This window comes from Agrobacterium vitis, from assembly GCF_013426735.1.
Lineage (GTDB): Bacteria > Pseudomonadota > Alphaproteobacteria > Rhizobiales > Rhizobiaceae > Allorhizobium > Allorhizobium vitis_D.
In genome coordinates this window covers 996,734-1,021,169 of the sequence record NZ_AP023272.1, presented here as the reverse complement: position 1 = coordinate 1,021,169, position 24,436 = coordinate 996,734, and the positions used below count along the sequence as shown (strand labels likewise).

13 protein-coding genes are annotated in these 24,436 nt (G+C 59.3%); 5 read left to right on the top strand and 8 right to left on the bottom strand.

The window, feature by feature from the left end; all coding sequences use genetic code 11:
- The first annotated feature begins 74 nt into the window (after window positions 1–74).
- A complete protein-coding gene (locus H1Y61_RS04515; protein WP_180573833.1) occupies window positions 75–1,277 on the top strand; it encodes a glycosyltransferase family 4 protein in 1,203 nt (400 codons plus the stop codon).
- Here the strand turns inward: H1Y61_RS04515 and H1Y61_RS04510 are convergent.
- From H1Y61_RS04510 to H1Y61_RS04480, 7 genes are all read right to left on the bottom strand, one after another.
- Window positions 1,261–2,772: a tetratricopeptide repeat protein gene (locus tag H1Y61_RS04510; RefSeq protein WP_180573832.1), complete on the bottom strand. Its 1,512-nt coding sequence runs from the start codon at window positions 2,770–2,772 to the stop codon at window positions 1,261–1,263. The genes H1Y61_RS04515 and H1Y61_RS04510 overlap by 17 nt on opposite strands.
- Window positions 2,769–7,796, bottom strand: a complete 5,028-nt coding sequence (locus H1Y61_RS04505; protein ID WP_180573831.1) for a tetratricopeptide repeat protein — start codon at window positions 7,794–7,796, stop codon at window positions 2,769–2,771. Before H1Y61_RS04505 ends, H1Y61_RS04510 begins: the two co-directional genes overlap by 4 nt.
- A gap of 180 nt (window positions 7,797–7,976) precedes the next feature.
- On the bottom strand, window positions 7,977–8,366 hold the full coding sequence (locus tag H1Y61_RS04500; RefSeq protein WP_087729248.1) for a DUF6165 family protein: 390 nt from the start codon (window positions 8,364–8,366) through the stop codon (window positions 7,977–7,979).
- A gap of 138 nt (window positions 8,367–8,504) precedes the next feature.
- On the bottom strand, window positions 8,505–13,124 hold the full coding sequence (locus tag H1Y61_RS04495) for a beta strand repeat-containing protein (protein WP_174111798.1): 4,620 nt from the start codon (window positions 13,122–13,124) through the stop codon (window positions 8,505–8,507).
- 223 nt (window positions 13,125–13,347) lie between these two features.
- Window positions 13,348–13,986 carry an exopolysaccharide biosynthesis protein gene (locus H1Y61_RS04490; RefSeq protein WP_174111799.1) on the bottom strand — a complete coding sequence of 213 codons (639 nt, stop codon included), beginning with the start codon at window positions 13,984–13,986 and terminating at the stop codon, window positions 13,348–13,350.
- A gap of 110 nt (window positions 13,987–14,096) precedes the next feature.
- Complete coding sequence (locus tag H1Y61_RS04485; protein ID WP_180573830.1) at window positions 14,097–15,938, bottom strand: ABC transporter ATP-binding protein; 1,842 nt, start codon at window positions 15,936–15,938, stop codon at window positions 14,097–14,099.
- Between the two features lie 79 nt (window positions 15,939–16,017).
- Window positions 16,018–17,181 (bottom strand): M20 aminoacylase family protein, encoded by a 1,164-nt coding sequence (locus tag H1Y61_RS04480; RefSeq protein WP_180573829.1) that lies wholly within the window; start codon window positions 17,179–17,181, stop codon window positions 16,018–16,020.
- A 279-nt stretch (window positions 17,182–17,460) separates the two neighbouring features.
- Here H1Y61_RS04480 and H1Y61_RS04475 point away from each other — a divergent pair, with 279 nt between their 5' ends.
- From H1Y61_RS04475 to H1Y61_RS04460, 4 genes are all read left to right on the top strand, one after another.
- Window positions 17,461–19,182 (top strand): peptide ABC transporter substrate-binding protein, encoded by a 1,722-nt coding sequence (locus tag H1Y61_RS04475; protein WP_235680830.1) that lies wholly within the window; start codon window positions 17,461–17,463, stop codon window positions 19,180–19,182.
- Between the two features lie 348 nt (window positions 19,183–19,530).
- The gene (locus tag H1Y61_RS04470; protein WP_180573827.1) at window positions 19,531–21,237 is read left to right on the top strand and encodes a peptide ABC transporter substrate-binding protein; all 1,707 of its coding nucleotides are present in this window, start codon (window positions 19,531–19,533) and stop codon (window positions 21,235–21,237) included.
- Window positions 21,238–21,363: 126 nt separating this feature from the next.
- The gene (locus H1Y61_RS04465; protein WP_015917205.1) at window positions 21,364–22,374 is read left to right on the top strand and encodes an ABC transporter permease; all 1,011 of its coding nucleotides are present in this window, start codon (window positions 21,364–21,366) and stop codon (window positions 22,372–22,374) included.
- Window positions 22,367–23,287 carry an ABC transporter permease gene (locus H1Y61_RS04460; RefSeq protein WP_174111803.1) on the top strand — a complete coding sequence of 307 codons (921 nt, stop codon included), beginning with the start codon at window positions 22,367–22,369 and terminating at the stop codon, window positions 23,285–23,287. The genes H1Y61_RS04465 and H1Y61_RS04460 overlap by 8 nt, the downstream gene beginning before the upstream one ends.
- Window positions 23,288–23,312: 25 nt before the next feature.
- On the opposite strand, the gene H1Y61_RS04455 is transcribed toward H1Y61_RS04460, so the two are convergent.
- Window positions 23,313–24,434: an ABC transporter permease gene (locus H1Y61_RS04455; RefSeq protein ID WP_180573826.1), complete on the bottom strand. Its 1,122-nt coding sequence runs from the start codon at window positions 24,432–24,434 to the stop codon at window positions 23,313–23,315.
- Window positions 24,435–24,436: the final 2 nt, after the last annotated feature.

Below are 24,436 nucleotides of genomic sequence, written 5' to 3'. Positions count from 1 at the left end.
CAGAAAAGCAGGTTAAGCTTTTGCAACCGGGGCGAATCGCCCTGAAAACCGCCAGGCTTGGAGATATGCTGCCCGTGACCCAGACGCCCAGACGGCCCGTGATCATTCATTGGGGCATATCCAGCTTTTTCGGCTGGGGCATTTATGGCCTTAACCTGGCGCTCAACTGGTCCAACGATCCGGTGCTGGAGCCGGTGACGTCCTTTCCGTTGCAATCCGACCAGATCGTCGTCGATCCGTTGCGGCAACGCGCACTTGGCGGATTTTTCCGGGCCAGCGCCGACCTTTCGAACCGCATCGCCGCCCAGAGCGAAAAGTCCCTGACGGTCAATACCCCGCTTCTCGCCGGGCTCGGCAATGATTTTACCATGTCGCCCGGCCCCAAAGGCGTGGCGCTTTCCGGCAGCCCGACGGTGGGCGTGGTGTTCTTTGAACTGCCGCAACTGTCGGAGGCCACGAAAGCCAGAGCGAAAGCATTGCCGCTGGTGATTGCCGGATCGAGCTGGAACGAAGAGATCATGCGCGCCCATGGCCTCAACAATGTCACCACCGTCATCCAAGGCATCGATCAGACGCTGTTTCACCCCGGCCCGCGCCAAGGCGTTCTGGCCGACAGGTTCCTGGTGTTTTCAGGCGGCAAGCTGGAATTGCGCAAGGGGCAGGATCTGGTGGTCGCCGCCTTCGCAAGGTTTGCCAAACGCCATCCCGAAGCCCTCTTGGTTTCCGCCTGGCACAGTCCCTGGCCGCAATTTGCCCTGACGCTCAACCGGTCCGGCAAGGCCACCGCCATCACCACCAATGACAAGGGCGCCATCGACCAATCCGCCTGGATTGCCGCCAACGATATCGCTGCCCATCAGTTTCTTGATCTCGGTTCTGTCCCCAATGCGCTGATGGCACCGATCCTGCGCGAAATGGACGTGGCGGTCTTCCCCAACCGCTCCGAAGGCGGCACCAATCTGGTGGCGATGGAATGCATGGCCTGTGGCGTGCCGACAATTCTGTCGGCCAATACCGGTCATCTCGACCTGATCGACGGCGGCAATTGCTATGCGCTGGAACATCAGACCCCTGTTGCTGGCGAAGGCGCTGGCGTCGGCTCCGTGGCCGGGTGGGGAGAAAGCAGCGTCGATGAAATCGAAGAGATGCTGGAGCGGGTCTGGCGCGACCGCAACGAAGCCCGCCGCCGTGGCGAGCGCGGCGCAGCCAAGCTTGCTGGCTATACCTGGTCGCGCACGGCAGATGCGATGAAAAAGATCATTAGGACCTATCAGTAATCGCGTCAGCAAGCGACACCGCCTGTGCAATCGGGGCGGTAAAATCCCCCGCCTCGGTTTGGCGGCAAAGCTGCAAGGACGGATACCAGGGCGTGGTGGCGCCCTCAGAACCCCAACGCCAGTCCGGCACTTTCTTCAAAAGGCCGATGGTCGGTACGCCAAGGCTACCGGCCAGATGCAACGGCGCGGTGCAGACCGAAATGAAGGCCGAAAGCTGGGTGAGGATGGCCGCCGTGTCGAGAAAAGCATCCGCTCCGGCATCAAAATCCGGGCCTGGGTGTTCCAGCGTGAAGGACAGGCCCGCCACTTTATAACCTGACGGCGTATCGGCGGGTTCCAATGCTGCATCGTCAAGTTTTTGCAGGGCGATCAGCCGTGTACCGCCAAGGCTCGCAAAGCGCGACAGCTGTTCGGGACCGGCAAGGCTGCGACCTTTTTCCGCTGGTGACAGCGGATTGCCGCGCCAGACAAAGCCCAGGGCTTTCTCGCCTTGCTTCAAATTCAGCCGTTCACGCCACAGCGAAACCCGCTCCGCCTGTGGCTGCAAATAGGCACGGGCTTTCGGCACGCTGCCCAGCGTCAATTTCAGCCGATGCGGCAGACCAAGCAACGGCACCTGAAAATCGATGGTCCCTGCTGGCGGGTTCTCTGCCTGTACCCGATCAGCACCTGGAACATCCGCCAGAAGCCCGACCAGCTTGTTTGGCACTTGCAGGATCACCTCGCCGCCAAGCGATTTGACCAGGGGTAACAGCTTGACGAACTGGATCGTGTCGCCAAGTCCCTGTTCCGCATGGACCAGCAGGCGTTTGCCTTGAAACGGTCGCCCGTTCCAATCGGCGATCTCAGTATGACGTGCCTCTCCCGGAAAGCCTTCGGCCTGCCAGCGCCATTCATACTCGGCAAAACCAGTGGTATAATCGAAAAGCCGCAGCAGGTTGAGGCCAAGGTTGTAATGAGCCTCGGCCGAGGTGGGATAGATTTCCAGCGCCTTGGACAGCAGCGCCATCGCCGCTTCCGCCTCGCCCAATTCGGACAGCGCATTGCCGAGATTGTGGAGCGCTATGCGGTTTTGCGGATCGAGTGCCAGCGCTTGCCGATAAGCGGTAATCGCTGCCGGATAATCATCGAGATCGGCATGCGTTACGCCGATATTGGCGTGACAGGCGGCATTGTCAGGTGCCAATTGCGCGGCGCGTTGATAAGCTTCCAGTGCATCCGGCTTGCGCCCGGCCTCACCAAGCGCATTGCCGAGATTGTACCAGATATCGCTTTCCTCAGGCGCAAGTCTGAGCGCCCTGGCATAAAGCGACAGTGATTGCGCCAGATCGCCACGCGAGCGCTCCGCTGAGGCCAGCAGTCTGAGCGCATCGACCTGGTCAGGTTCTTCCTCGATAATGGCACGGTAATGGGCAATCGCCTCGTCCAGCATGCCGGCCTTGTGCAGCTGAAAGGCCTGGATCAGCTTTTCGCCCGACGCAGTTTGGTTCGTCATGGCTTACGCTCCACCAGCCGCTTGAGGTCGTCAGTCACCGCCTTGGCCACACTTGCCCAATCGCCTGGTTGCGGTTGGCGAAACAGTTTCAGGCCCGGATACCAGGGGCTATCGTCTCGACCGGTCATCCAGCGCCAATCCGCACCGTATTTCAGCAGCGCAAAACACGGCACGCCCAGCGATGCTGCCAGATGCAGCGTGGAGGTGCAGGAGGAAATCACCAGATCAAGCGCAGCAATCGCTGCCGCCGTCTCGCCGAAATCGCCAAGCTCCGCCCCCGGTGCCTGCATGGCCTTGGCAAAGTCCAGACCTGCCATCTGTTCCAGCCCGTCCTTGAATTGCAGGCTGATGAAATGCGCGCCCTCGACAGCAAACAGCGGCTCCAGCTCTTTCAGAGGCGGCGAGCGGCCCTTGTCGGCGCGGGCGACCGGATTGCCCTGCCAGACCAGCCCGACCCGCAAAGCGTCACGATGCGCAAACCGCGCTTCCCAGTCTGCCACCCGGCGAGGATCGGGCCGGAAATTGGCAGGACCAGGCAAAGTTTCCAGCGTGGTTGCAAAAATCAGCGGCAGGCTCATGATCGGTGCCTCGACATCGGCATCGTCAATGGCATCGACACCCTGGCGGCGCAGAGTAATGTTGTGCCTTTCCACCACCAGCGTTGAAAACAGGCCGATCAGCGGTTCACGCAATTCCAGAATGACATGACCGACCTTGAGAGCGGCTTGGCGCACGAAACGGGCAAACTGGATCTGGTCGCCCAACCCCTGTTCGCCGTGGATCAGCAGTACCTTGTCCGGCAGGGCCTCGCCAGTCCAGCGCGGCATGGGCAGCGAGCGCGCCACCATTTCGGCACCCTGCCAGCGCGTCTCATAATCGCGAAAACCCTGCGGCAGATTGCCCGCCATCAGATGCGCATGCGCCCGGTCGATCAGGGTTTCGACATCACCAGGCAGGAGATCCAGTGCCCGATCCAGACTGGCGATTGCCTCCTCAACCCGGCCCATTTCGCGCAATGCATTGCCAAGCCCGCGATGGGCCTTGGACAGATCCGGGCGAAGCTGGATGGAGGCGCGGTAAGCCTCCAGCGCCTGCCCATAGCGGTCCGTGTCGCGCAAAAGATTGCCGAGGGTCATATAGGCTTCGGCGCTGGGGCTGGTCTCCAGGCTTTGGCGCAGGCAGGCCTCGGCCTCATCCTGCTTGCCGACGTGGCGAAGGGCTATGGCATAATTGGTCTGGAAGGTCGGCGTTGCAAGGCCAAGTGCCGCCGCCCCCCGCAGCAGGACATAGCCGCGATGATAATGCAGGCGCTCTACCGCCAGCCCGCCCAGCATATGCAGCGCCTCGGCCCGTGTTTCGTCCTCATGCAGCAGCGCCGCATAGGTCGCCTCGGCGGCAGTGACATTTCCGGCCATATGGGTGCGGATGGCGGCGGCCAATCGTTGCTGCGGACCCGGCTGGGCCGGAACGGCAACCACAGGCTCGGCGGCTTCAAACAGTTGCGCCCTGTCACCCTCGACCAGCCTGCCAAGCGCCTCGGCTACGCGAGAGACGACACCGGCAAAGGGTTCCGCTTCGACCTCATCGGCCACCCGGCGAAACACGCGGCTTGTCGGATACCAGGGGCTATCGCTACGACCGCGCAGCCAGCGCCACTCGGCATGGGATTTGAGGATCACCCAGGTCGGGCGGCCAAGCGCGCCAGCCAGATGCGCAACAGCGGTATCGGAGGTGATGACGAGATCGAGATTCATGATCATCGCTGCCGTATCGGCAAAGGCATCGGCCCCGCTGTCGAAATCCTCTGGGGGGCGCTCGACAGCAAAATCCACCATATCCAGCTGTTCTTCGCCCGTCCCCTTTTGCAAGGCGATCAGGCGCACACCGTCAATGGCGGCAAGCGGCGCCAACACCTGCAAGGGAAAGCTGCGGCCCTTATCGACCTGCGGATCAGGATTGCCCTGCCAGACAAGGCCAACCCGCAAGCCCGGCTTTGCCGCAAGCCAGCCTGCCCAACGTCGCACGCGAAGCGGATCGGCAAACAGATAGGCGGGAAAAGCCGGGATCGTCTCGACGACTGTGCCGCAAAGCAGCGGCAAGCTCATCATGAATACGTGGTAATCGAGCGGCGGGACAGGATCGCTTTCGCAGACAACGCCATCCACTCCCGGCACGGTTTGCAGCAGCGTGGCAATCTTGCGACGGCAGCCAATCATCACCTTGGCCGCGCCTTTTTCCTTCAACAGCGCCACATAGCGGACGAACTGGAAAGCATCGCCAAAGCCCTGTTCGGCGAGAACCAGAATGGACTTGCCCGCCAGATCCTCCCCCTGCCAGACCGGTAGCCGGACGCGGGTGCGGTCTATGCCGAGGATTTCCACCAGGAAGCGACGCTCGTAAAGCGGCAGGCCACGGGCATAATCGCCCTCGTTCAGCAAACACATGCCCAGCGCCATTTCCGCATCGGCATAGCCGGGACGGGCCTCGATCGCCTTGCCAAAAGCCAGTATCGCCTCGTCCTCGCGGCCGGTATCCATCAGGCTGATGCCAAGATTGCTCCAGGATTCGGCATGGCCGGGCTTGGCAATCGCGCCCTGTCTCTGGATCCAGCAGGCCAGATCGGCATAGCCGTGGTTGCGCTCCGCCACACCCAGATTGCTCCAGGCATCGGCATTGGCGGGGTCAAGCGTCAAAGCCTTTTCCCAGGCGCGGGCGGCTGCCTGCGGCTGCTTGGCTTTCAGCAGAACCGCACCCAGTTGTACGTGATGCGAGGCCAGTTCCGGCTCGATCCGGCAGGCGCGTCGCAGAGCCTCCTCCGCCACGTTGAACCGGCCAAGCGCCAGCGCCGCCGCCGCATAAACCGACAGGGCATGGCCTGAGCGCGGCTGGGCCTTCAGCACCTCGCCTGCACGACGCAAGGCAGTTTCGGCTTCGCCCAATGCGGTTTCGCGCCGGGCCAGCGCCAAAAGGCACGCTGCGTGACCGGTATCGTAGAGCAGCCCGTGGCGCAGCGCCCGCATCCCATCGGTCACAAGCCCCGCAGCATCGAGCGCAATGGCGAAATTGCTCCAGTGATCGCCAAGCGAGGGGCGGATCGCCACCGCGCGGGCGCAAAAGGGAATGGCCTGCCGCCCTGCCACCGATGAGCGTTCCCCTGCTTCCAGGCACGCCATGCCAAGCAGATTGAGCACCCGCTCTCTTTGAAAATCCTGCGTCAGCACATGCCGGTAAAGCTGCACGGCCCGGCCATAATCGCGGCCCTGATGGCGCTTGATCGCCTCGTTCAATCCGTCAGCGGCCTCAGCCGGCGCATCATCCGTGGCGCGGCCAGCAAACAGCAGCACTTTCAACTCATGCGCCACGTCCTGAAGAACCGGTTGCCATTGCCCCGCCTCCATCTGGCGAAACAGCCGCATGGTCGGGTACCAGTCGGTCAGAATGCCATCCATGCCCCAGCGCCAGTCCGGGGCTTTCTTCAGCAACAGCCAGACCGGCCTGCCCAATGCGCCCGCAAGATGGGCAAGGGCCGTATCTGAGGTGATGACCAGATCCAGCGACGCCATCAAAGCTGCGGTATCGACAAAGGCATCGGGACCGTCATCCAGACCCGGAGCGGGGTGCAGCGCCAATCCCTCCGGCGCTTGCTGATCGGCTCCTACCCCCTTTTGCAGGGAAATGATGTCAATTTCATCTGAGAATTCGGCAAGCGGCTGGAAGAGTTCCAGCGGCAGTGAGCGGCCCGGCTCACCATAGGCCTTTGGATTGCCCTGCCAGGACAGACCGATGCGAAACCGTTTCGTCGCCTGCTCTTGCCCCTGGCTTGGAGAAAACTCGCCAAGCCAGTCGCGCCAGCGCTCGAAAAGCTGTTTTTCCAGTGTGAGATAGGGAACGCGCTGGCCTGTCGCCTCTGGCACGAGGTTGATGAGACCCGGTAGCGACAATAGCGGCACCCAGGCCGCGTAAGCGGGCAGATCCGCACCATCAGGCAAGAGCGTGATGGACGGAATCGCGAAAAATTCGGAAAGGCTTAGCAGACGGTAGAGTTGCGGTTGGCAGACGAAAACCACATGCCCGACCCGGTCCGCAATGCGCGGCAAAAACCGGATAAACTGGATTGTGTCGCCCAATCCCTGCTCATGAAACACCAGCAGCGTCTGGTCTTGCAGCGCTTCGCCCTGCCAGCGCGGCCCCTGCATCAGCAAGGGCGAGGTGGAACTCCCGGTGGCCTGATCGCGCAACTCGTAATCGGCCCAGGCCTCGCTCCACTGGCCGTCCAGCAATTGCAGGCAGGCGCGGTTGAAGCGGTGAACGGGGGCATCGCCGCTGCCGATCAATTGCTTGAGAATCCGGTCCGCGCCCTTCAAATTGCCCAGAATGCGCAGGCTTGCCGCCAGATTATTGGCGGCGCGTCGATGCGAGGGATCAAGCGTCAGCGCCTTTGTATAGCTGTCACAGGCCTCGGGATCGCGTTGCAATCCATGCAGCAGTACGCCGAGATTATAGAAAGCTTCGGCATCCGGCTTCAGCTCCAGCGCCCGGCGCAAATGGATTTCGGCTCCCGCACTGTCGCCAAGCTCCAGCAGGATGACACCCATCTGAGCCAGCAGAGACGGCTCATTGTTGTCAAGCGCCAGACCCTGCCGAGCCGCATTCAGGGCTTCATCCCATCGTTTTGCCGATGTCAGGGCCAGAACCAGATTGGACCATGCGCCAACGGCTTTACCGTCAAGCGTCACAGCGCGAGCGCCGATATCGATGGCGCGCTGGTGGTCACCCACTGCAACCAACGGAAGAACCATATTTTGCAGCAGGCCGGACTGGTCCGGCGCAAGTTGCAAAGCATGTTCGAAAGCGGGAATGGCCTCACGAGAACGGCCGGAAAGATGAAGGGCGAGCGCATAGTAATGAGCGGTCTCGGCATGATCTGGATGGGCCTCGAAAAGCGCCGTCAAGCCCTGCAAGGCCTCAGCCACGCGCCCCTGCGCCAACAGCGAACGGCACTGCGAAACCTCATGCGTCGTCATAACGCGCTCTTCTTTCATCCATGGGCCAGATCCAAGGCCAGGAACACCGAACCATCATGGCCCTGTTTACCCAAAATCGGCGCGTCGGCCATTTCATATCAAGGCGAAAACATGCTCATGCATCCTCGCCTAAAGGTCAAAGAGTCCCAAACATGAATCAAAGACCCATGCCACCATCAATCAGGCCGCAGCATAGGGCTTGTAGGACTTTTCCTCGATGATGTCAGAGCCAAGTTCAATGTTGATCTGCCGCTTCAACTCGGCGCGCCGGTCATTGGTGACATAGACCGAACGAGCGAGAGACACGAAACGCGGACCGAAATCACCGTCGCGCTCGCAATCGCGAATATCGTCCTCAATCTCCCAGAGCGCCGTATTGACAGCAAGAAGATCACGGCTGATGGCGATGACACCCTGATGACCGGCCACCGGCTTCAGCCGTTCATTGAGCAGGGACAACTCGCGCTCGACATTGGTGCGCTTGGCCTCATCCGTGATCCGCTCTGCCTTGATCTGGAGAATGGTGATCTTGTCGATCAGCTCACCCCAGGACACCGGAACTTCAATCATTGCAGGTCTCCGATTCGTGGAAATGCCACGATACAACACCGAACCGAAAACAGGGAACCGGTTTTCGATGCCGTGCAGTGCTCGTACACAGACAGTTGCCCGGCCCAGGTCAAGAAACCCAGGGCCGGGAGCACTGCCTTATGAGTTCCAGCGGAAGTCGCTGGCCGACATGTTGTCGGCGGTCTTGCCGGACAAGGTCATCTGCATATCTGCCACCGCGTCACCATCGAAGTCGATATAGAGTGTTGCGGTATCATTGACGAAATAGGCCTGGGTATGGTCTGTCACCGAAAATTTCTCTGCCCCCAGATAAGTGAAGGTGCCCTGCAGCAGACCGTTGAACACCAGCTTGTCTTCACCGTTGACGAAGTCGGTGATCTTGTCCGGGCTCGACGTGCTCGATTTGTCCGTGGAGGTGAAGGTGAAGAGGTCGGAACCGGCCCCACCCGTTACCGTATCGGAGCCGCTGCTCATATAGATCGTGTCATTGCCAGACCCCAGGTCCACCGTCGTATTGGTGCTGCCCGACAGCACGATCAAATCGGCCCCCGTGCTGCCGGTGATATACTCGATATTGGCCGTGGTCAGCGTCGAGGCGGAACCGAGCGTCAACGTGTCCGAGCCCGCGCTCAGATCAATCGTCACGCCGGTATACTGGCCGGAAATGGTGATCGTATCGTCATAGGCAGAACCGACCAGGGTTTCGACACTGGAAACGGTCGCGGTCGCGGCTTTCTCAAAGTTCAGGTAATCCGCGCCTGTACCCAAGAAATACTGGCCGTTGGAGATTTCCGTGTCCCTGATATAGACCACATCGGTATTGCTGCCGCCGGTGACGGATTCGACATTATAGAGGCTGATCATATTGGAATAATTGCCGAGCGTGACCACGTCGTTGCCGTCGGCCAGGTTGAGTTCGATGCCCGACACCTGAGCACCCAATGTCACCTTGTCGTCGCCGGATCCACCCGTGACCGTCTCCACACCGACGATTGTTACCGTGCTTGTCGAGGACGCCAGCTTTACTTCGTCCGTGCCGCCGCCCAGCGAAATATAGCCGCTATAGGTGCTGCTGTTGATGGCGATATAGTCCGCCAGGGACTGACCGATGATGGTTTCCGCATTCGCCACCGTCACCGTATTGGTTGTGTCGGCCAGCGTCAGCTTGTCGGAACCATCGCCCAGATCGATAAATCCACCGGTCCATTGCGTGGCCAGCGTGATGATGTCGGCATTGGAGCCGCCATTGACCGTCTCAACGTTGGAAACCGTTGCCGTCAGGCCCGCGCTCCAGCTCAGGGTATCCTGGCCATCCCCCAGATCAAGAGTTGCCCCGCCGATCGAACCGCTGACAGTCAGGACATCGTCGCCGGTTGACCCGACCACCGTTTCGACATTGGCGATCGTCACGGTTCCGGATTCGCCGAACGTCAGCAGGTCATTGCCGCTGCCCAGATCCAGAGTGCCGCCGGTATAGACGCCAGACAAGGTGATGTCATCGATCATCGAGCCGCCAGTCACCGTTTCGATATTTTCCACCGTCACCGTATTGTTGGCGGAAGACAGGATCAGGCGGTCACTGCCAGCATTGAGATTGATAAAGCCATCCGTAATCTGTTCACCAATGGTGATGACGTCGCTGCCGACATCGCCAAGGATGGCTTCCGCGCCGGTAACGGTGACGGTGCCACCCAGTTCCGACATTTGCAGAACATCGTTGCCGGCTCCAAGCTTGATCGTGGTTGCCGTTATCGCGTCGGAAAACTCGACCGTATCATCTCCCGCACCCCCGGTCACAGTTTCGACGCCCGATAGCGTCACCGTGTTGCCGGATGCCGAGAAGATCACACCATCCTGACCTGCGCCCAGATTGATATAGCCCGATGCGTCTTTGGCAAGCGTTATAACGTCGGCGGCTACCCCGCCCGTCACCGTTTCGACGCCGGAGACTGTTGCCGTGCCGCCGACATCGCCAATGATGAACTGGTCATTGCCAGCGCCAAGCGAAATCTCCCCACCAGTCATATAGGCGGAAAGGGAAATGATGTCGTCGACTTTGGACCCGATAATCGTTTCGATGCTGGAGACCGTCAGCGTACCGCCTTCAGCCGCCAGTGTCAGGCTGTCGAGGCCGTTGCCGAGATTGAGGCTCATGCCAGTCGTGCCGGAGGCCAGCGTGATGTCGTCGCTGCCGGTGCCTCCCGAGATGCTTTCCACATTGGCAAGTATCGCCGTATTGGCATAATTGCCGAAGATGACGGTGTCATTGCCATCGCCGAGGTCGATATTGACGCCGGTGACCGTCGCGTTGAACCGGATGACTTCATCGCCGGTCCCGCCGATGATCGTCTCCACATTGGCAGCCGTGACCGATCCACCATTATCCTGGAATTTCAAGGTATCGATGCCATCGCCCAGATCGATCATGGTCGCGCCGCCGACCGTGCCGATGACGACCGTATCCGAACCGGAACCGCCGGTGATGGTTTCGACATTGGAAACCGTGATGAGGTTCTTCGTGGCAGTCGTGTCGGCGTCGTCGACATCGGCCATGATGATGGTATCGACACCGTCAGCGAGATCGATACTGCCCTTGAACCCACTGGCAAGGATGATTTTCTGGGTTCCGGCTCCGCCGACCAGCGTTTCGACATTCTGCACGGTCACGGTCGCGCTGCCACCGATGGTCAACGTATCGTCACCCGCTTTGAGGTCGATCGTGCCAATGGTCACGGTTCCTGAAACCGTCACGACGTCGTCCGCCGCACCGCCGAAGATCGTTTCGATATTGGCCGCCGTCAGGGTGCCGCCCTCGTCACTCAGCGTCAGCTGATCGAGACCCTTGCCGAGGTCAATCGTACCGGCAGAAATGTCGGTCCCGAGCGTGATGACGTCGCTGGACGTGCCGGCATTGATGGTCTCGACGTTCAAAATCATCGCGGTATTGTTGAAATTGCCGAAGGTGACGCTGTCATTGCCAGCACCGAGGTCGAGATAGACGTCCTGTGCGGCGCGATCAAACTTGACGACGTCGATGCCGTCATCGCCGATGATGGACTCGATATTGCGGGCCGTGATCGTGCCACCTTTCATGATGGTCACCGTATCGATGCCGGTACCCAGATCGATCAGCGAGCCGGTAATGGCGCTGGTGATATACACTTCATCGGTCTTGATGCCGCCGACGATGGTTTCAATCCCGGCGATGGAAACGGTATTATCAAAATCACCCATCGTGAGCTTGTCGGAGCCGGAGCCGAGCGAGATCAGATTGCCGGTCAACAGGGTCTTGTAGAGGATCTGCTCGCTGGCGGAACTGCCCAGAATTGTCTCGACGTTGGAAATGGTCAAGGTTCGTCCAGAGCCGGTAAGCGTCAATGTATCATCGCCGCCCTTGAGATCGATTTCGCCACCCGTCGAGGCGACCGAAAAGCTGATCGTGTCTTCACCATCGCCGCCGATCAGGGTTTCGACACCGGAAATGTTGATGGTGTTGGAACCATCGGCCAGCGTCAGCGAGTCCATGCCAGTGCTGAGATTGATCGTGCCCTTGGTCAGTTCGGTGGTCAGCGTAATGATGTCGCTGGAACTGTCGCCAGTGATGGTTTCGACATTGGCGAACGTGACATTGTTGTTGTACTTGCCCAGGGTTACGCGGTCGCCATCGTCGTCCAGATCGATCAGGCCGCCGGTTATCTGCGTTTTGAAAATAATATAGTCTTTGGTTTCACTGCCGATGATATTCTCGACATTTTTCAAGGTGACAGTGCCGCCATCCTCATTGAAGACCAGTGTATCTTCGCCGGCTCCGAGATCGATCAAGCCGCCGGACTTGGCCTCCTGCATGTAGATAAAATCGCTGCCCGAGCCACCATAAATGGTCTCGACACCGTAGACACTGACGGAATTGGTGTAATTTCCCAGAACGAGCGTATCATTGCCGCCATTCAAAGAAACATATCCGCCAGTGAACGCACTCCCGATCGTGACGTGATCGCTTCCGCTCGATCCGACGATGCTTTCGGCACCTGAGATTGTCAGCTTATTGGTATAATTGCTGAGAACGACAGTATCATCGCCTTCACCGGCATCGATACTGAAATTGGAAGCCTTGCTGTTCAGCTGAATGCGGTCGTCGCCGCTGCCAGCCACGATTGTTTCGGTATTGGAGACATAGACCGTGCCGCCGCCATCGCCGAGACTAACAGAGTCGTTGCCGGAACCGAGATCCACGCGGCGCGTCTGGTCGCCGCTTTTATTCTCCATAATCACGATATCGGACTTGGTACTGCCGGTAACCGTCTCAACATCGATCAGGGTGAGCGAATTATCGAATTTGCCGAGGATCACCCGGTCCGAACCGGTTCCGAGATCGATATAGGTCCCGAGCGCCTGGGCGCTCATCGTCAAATAATCATTGCCCTGGCCAGCGACGATCGTTTCCACATTGAGGATGGTTGCGGTGACGCCAAGGTCCGAAAAGGTCAGGCTGTCGATGCCGGCGCCCAAGTCGATGTAACCTGAGGTAGCCTTGGTATCGTAGAAAATCGAATCCGCACCGGTGCCGCCCAAAACGGATTCGACATTGGACAATGTCACATCATTGTCGAAATTGCCAAGGATCAGCTTGTCGTTGCCACCGCCAAGATCAAGGTTAGCACCCGAAACCTGATCGGTCAGGAGAATAATGTCCGTTGCACTCGTTCCAGTCAAACCATCAAGACTGCTTACAGTCGTTGTCTTATTAGACGTTGCCACGGCAAATCCCCATTGTGGTAATTGCCGACGCAGGTCAGCAACAAAGCGTTTAGTCGACATACGCTCGACCGGCGATCATGGGGAAAGATAGGAAGCGAAGCTGTCGCGAAACTTGCCATATGGTCGATTAGCAACCCAAAAGCCGTAAACGAATGGCGAGACACGCCCCGGTAAACGTTACGGCCATTCCGGCAGCGCAAGGCTCAATACAAAGCAATTCGGCTTAGCCAAAGGATATGCTGAACAGCAATAAGGCCGCCTTGCCGAGCGCCACGATAACGCCCGCGACGACCACAATCGACAGAAGAAACACCATACTGCCCGCGAGAGCGTAAAGCCCGTCCTTCTCCAGAAGCGCGAAGGCAAACAGCGACAGGGCAATGGCCGGCAGGATATTGCCGAGCGGAATGGGCAATGCGAGAATGATGGCCAGAATGAAGGCCATGATCCCCAAAAGGTTTTCCGCTGGACCCCGTACCAGCAAGCCAAAGCGCGGCTTCAGCAGCCGTTCTCCGCGCGCAAGCCATGGCGCGATCCGGGTGGCGATGGCGGAAAAATCGGCCCGCGCCAGCGAGCGTTTGGTGATCCAGCCCGGCAGCCAGGGCTGCCAGCCCAGCATCAACTGTGCCGCCAGAAAGACCAGCGGTGCGCCTGTTATGGCCGACGTGCCAGGCGGCGTCGGCACGATATTGGGAAGCGCGAAGATCAGGATCAACGCGCCAAAAGCCCGGTCGCCGAGCGCCTCGAAAATATCACCAATAGAGACCCGCGCCCGCGTTTCATCCTCAGCAATCCGAAACAGGATCTGCGAAAGCGGCAGGGCCTCCGTCTGCTCCGCTTCACCGCCCACTCTCTGATCCATTGCCGCTCCTCAAAGGTCGATGCGGAACCCGAAAAACGCTCCGCCGCGAGCGGCATATGGAAAGTCCCCGCGACGAGCGCAAGGGTCGATAGAGAAAGGACCAGCGGCGCTTACACCGTTTCCTGCACCAGATGTCCCGCCGAGACCTCCCGGTAATGGCGCGCCGGAGGTTCATAGCCCAGAGGCCGCACCGGGCTCTTGATTTCATCGGTGGACATTTGCCGGGTGATATTGCGACGCGCCGGATCGGGTACAGGCACCGCGGCGATCAGCTTTTTGGTATAGGGATGCTGCGGATTGTCGAACACCGCCTGGCGCGGTCCGATTTCAACGATTTCACCCAGATACATTACCGCCACCCGGTGGCTGACCCGCTCCACCACCGCCATGTCGTGGGAAATAAACAGATAGGCGAGATTGAAGCTTTCCTGCAGATCGAGCAGGAGATTGCAGACCTGCGCCTTGATCGATACGTCGAGCGCCGAGACCGCCTCGTCGGCGACGATCACTTTCGGATCGAGCATCAGCGAGCGGGCAATGGCGACACGCTGGCGCTGGCCGCCGGAAAATTCATGCGGGTAGCGGCGCATCATATCGGCGCTGAGGCCCACACGCTGCAACAGATCGGCAGCCTTTTCGCGCGCCTGTGCCTTGGTGCCGAGATTATGCTCCAGAAACGGCTCCATCACAGCGGTGCCAACCGACATGCGCGGATCAAGGCTGGCAAAGGGGTCCTGAAAAACCATCTGGATGCTGCGGCGCATCTTGCGCAGGGTGCCACTGTCGAGAGACATGACATTATAACCATCGAGCGCAATCGTGCCGCTGCTCGGCTCGATCAACCGGGTGATCGAGCGGCCCGTGGTCGACTTGCCGCAACCGGATTCACCGACAAGCGACAGGGTCTCGCCGGGCCTGAGATCGAAGCTGACATTTTCCACCGCATGCACGGCGCCAGATTTACGCCCAAGCAGGCCGGAACGGATAGCAAAGCGTGTCGTCAGGTTTTTCACTTCGAGGATCGGGCGCGGCACCATGTCGAGGGCGCCGACTTCCGCCTCCTCGACCAGGGTGTCACCCGTCTTGATGTCGATCACCGGAAACCGCATCGGCAAGGCATGGCCATTCATCGAACCGAGTTTCGGCACCGCCGACAACAATGCCCGCGTATAGGGATGCTGGCCGCGGTTGAAAATATTATCCGTCGTGCCGCCTTCGACCATTTCTCCCCGGAACATCACGATGGTGCGGTCAGACACCTCTGCCACAACTCCCATGTCATGGGTGATGAACAGCACCGACATGCCCTCTTCTTCCTGCAGGACCTTGATAAGGTCGAGGATCTGGCCCTGGATGGTCACATCCAGCGCCGTGGTCGGCTCGTCGGCAATCAGCAGTTTCGGGCGGGTGGCCAGTGCCATGGCGATCATCACGCGCTGGCGCATGCCACCGGAAAACTGGTGAGGGAATTCATCGAACCGACTTTTGGCATTGGGAATACGGACCTTTTCCAACAGCCGGATCACTTCGGATTTCGCCTCTGCTCTGGAAATATCGCGGTGGCATAGAATGGCCTCGGCGATCTGCTTACCGATCGGGAAGATCGGGTTGAGGCTGGTCATCGGCTCCTGGAAGATCATCGAAATATCGTTGCCGCGCACCCGGCGCATCTCTTCCGGCGCAAGCGTCAGCAATTCGCGACCGTTCAGCTTGATGCTGCCCTCGATCCGGCTGAAATTCTTCGGCAGTAATTGCATGATCGACAGGGATGTCACACTCTTGCCCGAACCGGATTCGCCGACAATGGCGACGGTCTCACGCGGCGCGACATCGAAGCTCATGTTGCGCACCACGGAAGACCACTGGTCGCCGATCCGAAACGAGGTGGTCAGATTACGCACGGACAGAACCGGCTGGACAAGCTCGATCTGTGTGGTGAGATCTTCAGCCATAGGCCCATTTTCCCCTGTTTTCGGCCTCGATTTCACGACCGAGGCACTTTATTATTGATCCACCGCGACAAACACGGAGTCAGGCTGCCAAACCGGTTTCGGCCAATTCCACCCAATAGCTGATGCCATAGGGAATGGCCTCGTCATTGAAGTCATAGGCCGGGTGGTGCAGATTGGCGGTATCGCCGACCCCTAAGAAAATGAAGGCGCCCGGACGGCTTTCCAGCATATAGGAAAAGTCCTCGGCGCCCATTTTCGGCGCCATATCGGTCTTCACCCGGTTTTCACCAGAGATCTTGGCAGCAACCGAGGCGGCAAACTCCGTCTCTTCGGCGTGATTGAAAGTGACCGGATAGCCCCGGTGATAATGCACTTCGGCGATAGCACCATGCGCCATAGCCGTTGCACTCGCCACTTCCTGCACGCGCTTTTCGGCAAAATCGCGGATCTGCGGCAGCAGGGTGCGCACGGTGCCAGTCAGGGTCACATCCATCGGAATGACGTTGTAGGCATCGCCACCATGAGTGGTGGTGACGCTGATGACCAAGGATTCCAGCGGATCGACGCCGCGCGACACGATCGATTGCAAGGCAATGATCACATGCGCCGAAACCAGCACCGGATCGACCGACATATGCGGCTGGGCGGCATGGCTGCCCTTGCCCTTGATAACAATTTCGAACGTATCGGACGCCGCCATCAGCGAGCCCTTGCGAATGGCGAAATCGCCGAGCGGCACGCCCGGCGCATTGTGCATGCCGAACACCTGGGAAATCCCGAACCTGTCCATCATTCCGTCCTGCACCATGGCAAGACCACCGCCGCCGCCTTCTTCCGCCGGTTGGAAGATCACCGCAACCGAGCCCGCGAAATTGCGGGTTTCGGCCAGGTGCTTCGCCGCCCCCAGCAACATGGCGGTGTGGCCATCATGGCCGCAGGCATGCATCTTGCCCGGCACCGTCGAAGCCCATGGGGCGCCTGTTATTTCGGTGATCGGCAAGGCATCCATGTCGGCACGCATGCCAATGGTGGTACCCTCGCCGCGATTGCCCTTGATGATGCCAACGACACCCGTTCTGCCAATGCCGGTTTCCACCACGTCGCAGCCGAATTCCTTCAGCTTCTGCGTCACGAAAGCTGCTGTCTGATGCACGTCGAACAACAGCTCCGGTGTCTGATGCAAATGGCGCCGCCAGCCTGCGACCTCTTCCTGCAAGGCGCTGGCACGGTTCAAAATGGGCATGAATGACCTCTTTTTGCTGTTCCCATCCGGTTTTCGATGGCATACTGTTCATCAACTCTGGCGTTTTGCAAGTCGCAAATGCAATAAATGAACAAAAAATAGCCTGAAATGGCAGCGGCCCAAAACTTAGCCATACCATTGCTTCAGGCCACGTTCGAATGCCGAAGCGCTCCGTCATCTTGTCTGTTATTTTAGTAGATTAAACCTCTGCGTTCTTGACTCTGGGCGCCGTGCTGCGAAGCAATGCGATCATCTCAACCAAAGCAGGACACGGCAACCATGACGTATAACAGGCCCTTAAGGGCGCTATCGGCAGCCGCCATTTTCGCAGCGACTGGCGCATTTGTCAGCACCCCTGCAATAGCCGCACGCGGCACAGATGGCGATGTGAAAATCCTATTCTGGCAGGCCGTTTCCAATCTCAATCCCTATCTGTCAGGCGGCAGCAAGGAAGTCTATGCCGCCTCGATGGTGATCGAGCCGCTGGCCGGTTTCGACGAGCAGGGCAATCTGTTCACCCGGCTCGCCGCCGAGATCCCCACCGTTGACAACGGTGGCATCGCCAAGGACATGACCTCGATCACCTGGAAATTGAAACCGGGCCTGACCTGGTCGGACGGCGGCACTGTCAGCGCCGATGACGTGGTGTTCACCTGGAAATATTGCATGGCGCCCGGCGGCGGCTGCGCCCAGGCGGCCAAATTCGACGGGGTGAAATCGGTGGAGGCCATCGACCCGCTGACCGTGAAAGTGACGTTCGACGCCCCCAAGCCCTTTCCCTATAGCGCCTTCGTCGGGCAGCTTTCCCCTGTTATCCAGCAGTCCCAATTCAAGGATTGCCTGGGTGAAAAAGCCCCACAATGCACCGAGGCCAATTTCAAGCCGCATGGCACCGGTCCCTTCATCGTCCGGGATTTCAAACCCAATGACGTCGTGCTGTTTGACGCCAATCCGCGCTACCGCGACCCGGCCAAGCCGGCTTTTGCGTCCGTCACCCTGAAAGGCGGCGGCGATGCGATGTCGGCGGCCCGCGCCGTGCTGGAAACCGGCGAATATGACTTCGCCTGGAATACGGTGGTGGAACCTGAAGTGACGGAATCCATGCTGAAAGCCGGCAAGGGCACCATGACCTCGGCCTTCAGCTCCACGGTCGAGCGTATCCAACTCAACCCCTACGCCGTCGATGCGGCTCTCGGCGCCAAGCGCTCCACCAAGGAGGCAGGTCCCCATCCGGCCCTGTCAGACCCTAGAGTGCGCCGGGCGCTGGCGCTCGCCATCGACCGCGATGTGATCGTTGAGGCAGGCTATGGCGCTGCCGGCCAGCCGACCTGCAACATCATTCCGGCACCGGATATTTTCGCCTCCAAGGCCAAGACCTGGTGCGGAAAGCAGGACCTGGACGGGGCCAACACGCTATTGGACGAAGCAGGCTGGAAAAAAGGCCCCGATGGCATCCGCGTAAAGGACGGCAGAAAACTGTCCTTCCTGTTCCTGACGACCACCAATTCGGTGCGCCAGGGCACGCAGGTTCTGGTCAAGGACATGTGGTCTCAGATCGGCGTCGAAACCGAATTGCGCAATGTCTCCGCTTCGGTGTTCTTTGGCGGCGATCCGGCCAGTCCCGACACCTACCAGAAGTTCTATGCCGACGTGCAAATGTATGCCAGCGGCTTTGAAAGCACCGATCCTGAGAAATTCATGGGTGGCTTCACCTGCGAAAAAATCCCCACTCCCGCCAATAACTGGCAGGGTGAGAACATCGCCCGCTACTGCGATCCCGCCTATGACAAGCTGCTGGGCGAGCTGCGCAGGACCTCCGGCACCGAAAAACGCGCCGAACTGGTCCGCACATTGAATGACATGATCGTCAATGACGGCCTGGTCATTCCGCTGGTCAATCGCGGCGAGCCCTCGGCCATCTCGAACACGCTGAAGGGTGCAAAACTCAATCCCTGGGATTCACAGTTGTGGAATGTTGCGGATTGGACCCGTAGCAAGTAAGATCCATTATAAGAACCGCATATTGATACGCAGCATGCTGGCGTCATTGACGCCAGCATGTCTGAAGGCCCTTGCCGCTGAATGGCACTTTGGCCCACGCCCTATCCACAGTTGATACACGGTCCCGCATTTTCCATCTTGAATGAAAAATAAGCTTGTGATTTTATAGCCCAAAATTTGGGCAAACCAATCATCAGGACAGGCAATCCGACCAGGCCCAGAGGGGATCAGGGCCATATACTCTTTAAATTCAATGCCATTAAGGCAATGGGGAAAATTGGCAGCGTCCTTGCATGCGCTGCCAGAAGAAAACTCTCGTTCACGAGATTAACAAGGGAACAGCAAACCATGCGTAACATCCGGTTGATTCTGGCGGCATCCGTCGCGTCATTGATGATGACGGGCGCGCCGGCCATGGCCCAGCGCGGCAGTGACGGCGACCTGAAACTGCTTTTCTGGCAAGCCGTCTCCACCATGAACATCTATCTGTCCGGTGGCACCAAGGAGCAATATGCATCCTCCATGGTCATTGAGCCGCTGGCCGGCTTCGACGAAAAAGGCGAACTGGTTCCCAAGCTGGTCGATACCATCCCGACCGTTGAAAACGGCGGCGTCTCCAAGGATCTGACCAGCATTACCTGGAAACTGTCGAACGGCATCAAATGGTCGGATGGCACGCCCGTTACCGCCGATGACGTGATCTTCACCTGGCAATATTGCACGGCAGACGGCGGCGGCTGCGCCCAGAAGCAGAAATATGATGGCGTAAAGAGCGTCGAAGCGCTTGATCCGCAGACCATCAAGGTGACGTTCGCCTCGCCAAAGCCCTATCCCTATTCGGCTTTTGTCGGCTCGCAGGCACCGATCATCCAGAAGGCCCAGTTCAAGGATTGCCTTGGCCCCAAGGCCCCGGAATGCACGGCGGCCAACTTTGCCCCTATCGGCACCGGCCCCTTCAAGGTCAAGGAATTCAAGCCGAACGACGTGATTACCTTCACCGCCAATGAAAACTACCGCGATCCGGCCAAGCCCGCTTTTGCCACCGCCACGCTGAAGGGTGGCGGCGATGCGCTGTCAGCGGCCCGCGCCGTGATGGAAACCGGCGAATACGACTATGCCTGGAACATGCAGGTCGAGCCTGAAGTGCTGGCAACCATGGAAGCTGCCGGCAAAGGCAAGATCATCACCGCTTTCGGCAGCCAGGTCGAGCGTATCAACATCAACCTCACCAATGCCGATCCGGCTTTGGGCGACAAGCGCTCGACCAAGGAAGGCGGCCCGCATCCATCCCTGTCCGACCCGGCTGTGCGCAAGGCGCTCTCCATGGCCATCGACCGCGACGTGATTATCGAGGCGGGTTACGGCCTCGCTGGCAAGCCGACCTGCAACATCGTCCCCGGCCCGGATATCTATGTCTCCACCACCAATGACTGGTGCCTGAAGCAGGATATCGACGGCGCCAACAAGCTGCTGGACGATGCCGGCTGGAAAAAGGGCTCTGACGGCATCCGCGCCAAGAACGGCGTCAAGCTGAACTTCCTCTACCTGACCTCGACCAATTCCGTCCGACAGGGCACCCAGGCGCTGGTCAAGGATATGTGGTCACAGATCGGCGTTGGCGCTGAACTGCGCAATGTGTCTGCCTCGGTGTTCTTCGGTGGCGACCCGTCCAGCCCGGACACGTTCCAGAAATTCTACGCCGACGTTGAAATGTACACCAACAATTTCGACGGCACCGACCCGGAAGCCTATATGGCCGAATGGATGTGCGACAAGATCCCAAGCCCGGCAAACGGCTGGCAGGGCCAGAACATGCCGCGCTATTGCGATCCAGCCTATGATGCACTCGTCACCAAGCTTTCCCAGACCGCCAAGATCGAAGAGCGCGTCGAGATCGTCAAGAAGCTCAATGACATGCTGACGGAAGCCGGCGCGCATCTGCCGCTCGTCTATCGTGGCCAGCCTTCGGCCTTCGCCGCAAGTCTCAAGGGCATCAAGATGACCGGCTGGGACAGTGAGTTGTGGAACATCGCCGACTGGTCGCGCGCCAAATAACAAGCGCCTTGCCGGACCCGCATGACGCGGGTCCGGTGAGCTGGCGGTTGTCGGCCCCCACTATGCGCCGACGCCCCGTTCCAGCTTCATCTCTCCTCCCTGGCGCGCCCGGAGATATAAAAAATAATGTTTACCTATACGATCCGGCGATTGCTGTTTGCCATCCCGACCCTGCTGATCATCAGCTTCATCATTTTCGCGCTGCTGGCGATGGCGCCCAACAATCCGCTCGGCGATTTGCCGCTAACGATCCCGCCGGAAGTGCGTGAACAGATGCGTGCCGCGCTTGGCCTCGACCAACCGATGATCGTGCGCTTTTTCCTGTGGCTGAAGCAGTTCTTCATCAATGAGCCGCTGAATATTTTCGAGCAGATCACCGGCCTGACCGTCGGCTCCGGCCAGCGCCTGCGGGTCCTGTCCTGGACCACCCGCAGCCCCGTCGTTGACCTGATTGTCCAGCGCATGCCGCAGACGCTCTGGGTTGTCGGCCTGTCCTATGTGTTCGGCGTGCTGCTGGCCATCCCGCTTGGCGTCATCTCCGCCTACAAGCAATATTCGATCTTCGACCAGATCGGCACCTTCGTCTCTATGGTTGGTTACTCCGTGCCGACCTTCTTTACCGGCGTGCTGCTGATCGTGATTTTCTCCTCGACCCTGCACTGGTTTCCTTCGGTCTACGATACCAATCTCCAGGTTGTGGATTGGACAAGCTTCGTCGCCCAGGTCAAGCAGATGGTGCTGCCGGTCATGGTGCTAACGCTCTATAATACTTCGCAGATCAGCCGGTTCGTGCGCGCCTCCATGCTTGATAACCTGCATCAGGACTATGTGCGTACCGCACGAGCCAAAGGCGTCAAGGAAAAGACTGTGTTGCTGGTGCATGTGCTGCGCAACAGCCTAATCCCTGTAGTGACCGTGATTGCGCTCGGCGTGCCGACAATCTTTTCCGGCGCGATCATCACCGAGCAGATTTTCCGGGTCAACGGTCTTGGCCAATTGCTGATCACCGCCATCCAGAGCGGCGACTTGCCGCTGGTGCAGACGCTGACCTTCATCTTCGCCGTGCTGATCGTACTCTTCAATCTTATTGCCGACGTGTTGTACGGCATTCTCGATCCGAGGATCCGCTATGACTGATGCGCCCACCCTCACCACCCAGGCCAAAGCCGACCGCTCGCAATCCTTCAGCGCCCAGCTCTGGGGCCAGTTCCGCCGCCATACCGGTGGGGTTATCGGCCTTGTCGTCTTCGTGCTGATCGTGCTGGCCGTCTATGTCGGGCCTTTGATCCACCGCGTCGATCCCAACAAGCTGAATATCCGCGACAAGAACCAGGGACCGTCCTGGGTCCATCCGTTCGGCACCGACAATCTCGGCCATGATCTGTTTGCGCAGGTTCTGGCTGGCGGGCAAATCTCGCTGGCGGTCGGCATGGTGGCCATGCTGATTTCGCTGTTCGTCGGCACGTTGGTCGGTGTGCTCTCCGGCTATTTCAAGCGGATCGACGGGCCGTTGATGCGCATCACCGATCTGTTCCTGGCTCTACCGATCCTGCCGCTGCTGCTGGTCATCACCATGCTGTTTCGCGATGTGCTGCGCGCCGCTTTCGGCCCGGAAGCCGGGATTTTCATCCTGATCGTCTTCGTCATCGGCATTACCAGCTGGATGCACACGGCCCGGATCGTGCGCGGCGATGTGCTGACGGTGAAAAACCAGGAATTCGTGCTGGCCGCCAAAGCCAGCGGCATGCGCGAATACCGGGTGATCCTCAAGCATATCGTTCCCAATGTGCTCAGCTCCGTCATGGTCTCGGCCACACTCGGCATTGCCTCGGCGATCATCACGGAATCGGCCCTGAGCTTTCTCGGCCTCGGCTTCCCCTCCGACTTCCCGACCTGGGGCCGGTTGCTCTACGACGGTGTGAACTTCCTGCAAATCACCCCGGCCCGCGCCATCTGGCCGGGTCTGGCGATTTCGCTCACCGTCCTCAGCGTCAACTATATCGGCGATGGTATTCGTGATGCGCTCGATCCGCGCTCGATGAAACGCTGATCTTTTATCCGGTCCGGACGTTCATTCACTGCTGCGCGGCGATGAACGTCCGGAACCGGCTAAGGCTGAACAGGAAAAATACCAGCCCGATGCTAAGCGTCGCGGCAAATTGCGGCCAGACCACCTCGAAGCCCGCGCCGCGATAGAGAATGGCCTGCGAAAAACCGACGAAATGGGTGGAAGGTGAGACCTGCATGGCGTTTTGCAGCCATTGCGGCTGGCTTTCCAGCGGCGTAAACCCACCTGACAGGATATTCATCGGCAAAGCGGTGAGGATGAACAACAGCGCCAGTTGCGGCATGCTGCGGGCCAGCGTGCCTAAAAACAGCCCGAAAGAGGTGACGAAGAACAGGTAGAGCGCCACGCCCGCCATGTAGAGCGTCAGTGAGCCGGTAATGTGCATGCCGAGCACCTTGACCAACACGGTGACGATGGCAAACAGCGTCATGACCAGGATGACCAGACCATTGGCGGCAAGCTTGCTGACCATGATTTCGACAGGCCTGACCGGCATGACCAGCAGATGTTCAAGCGTTCCGTGTTCGCGCTCGCGCACCAGAGCGGCGCCTGCCAGCAGGATGGCCAGCATGGTAATATTGTTGATCAGCGCCATCGTGCCGGAAAACCACTCCGAATTCAGCGACTGATTGAAGGCGAGCCGCGTTTCCACCGTCACCGCCTGACTGCTTGAGACGCCGACACGCTGGGCATAAAGCCCGACCTGCTGGCTGACGATCTGCTGGATGGTGCTGGAGCCCACCCCCGCCTGCATCAGCGCGGTCGCGTCGATCAGCAACTGCACCGAGGGGCTACGCCCGGCCAAAACATCAGCCTCGAACCGTTCGGGAATATCCAGCACAAAGGTGTAGCGCGCCTGATCCATGGCGCGGTCGATATCCTGGGGCGCGATGGCCACCGGCTTTTGAAAGCGCGGCGGCATCAATCCGTCGAGAATGGAAGATGACAATTGCGACATGTCCCGGTCCACCACGGCCAGCGTCGCATTGCGCAGATCGTGGGAAAGACCGGTCGCCTGAGTATAGATCGCCAGGCTGAAGGCATAGATGACCATGGCCATCAGTACCTTGTCGCGCAAAAGCCCGATCAACTCCTTACGAAACAGGGCAAATACCGTGCGAAGATCCATAT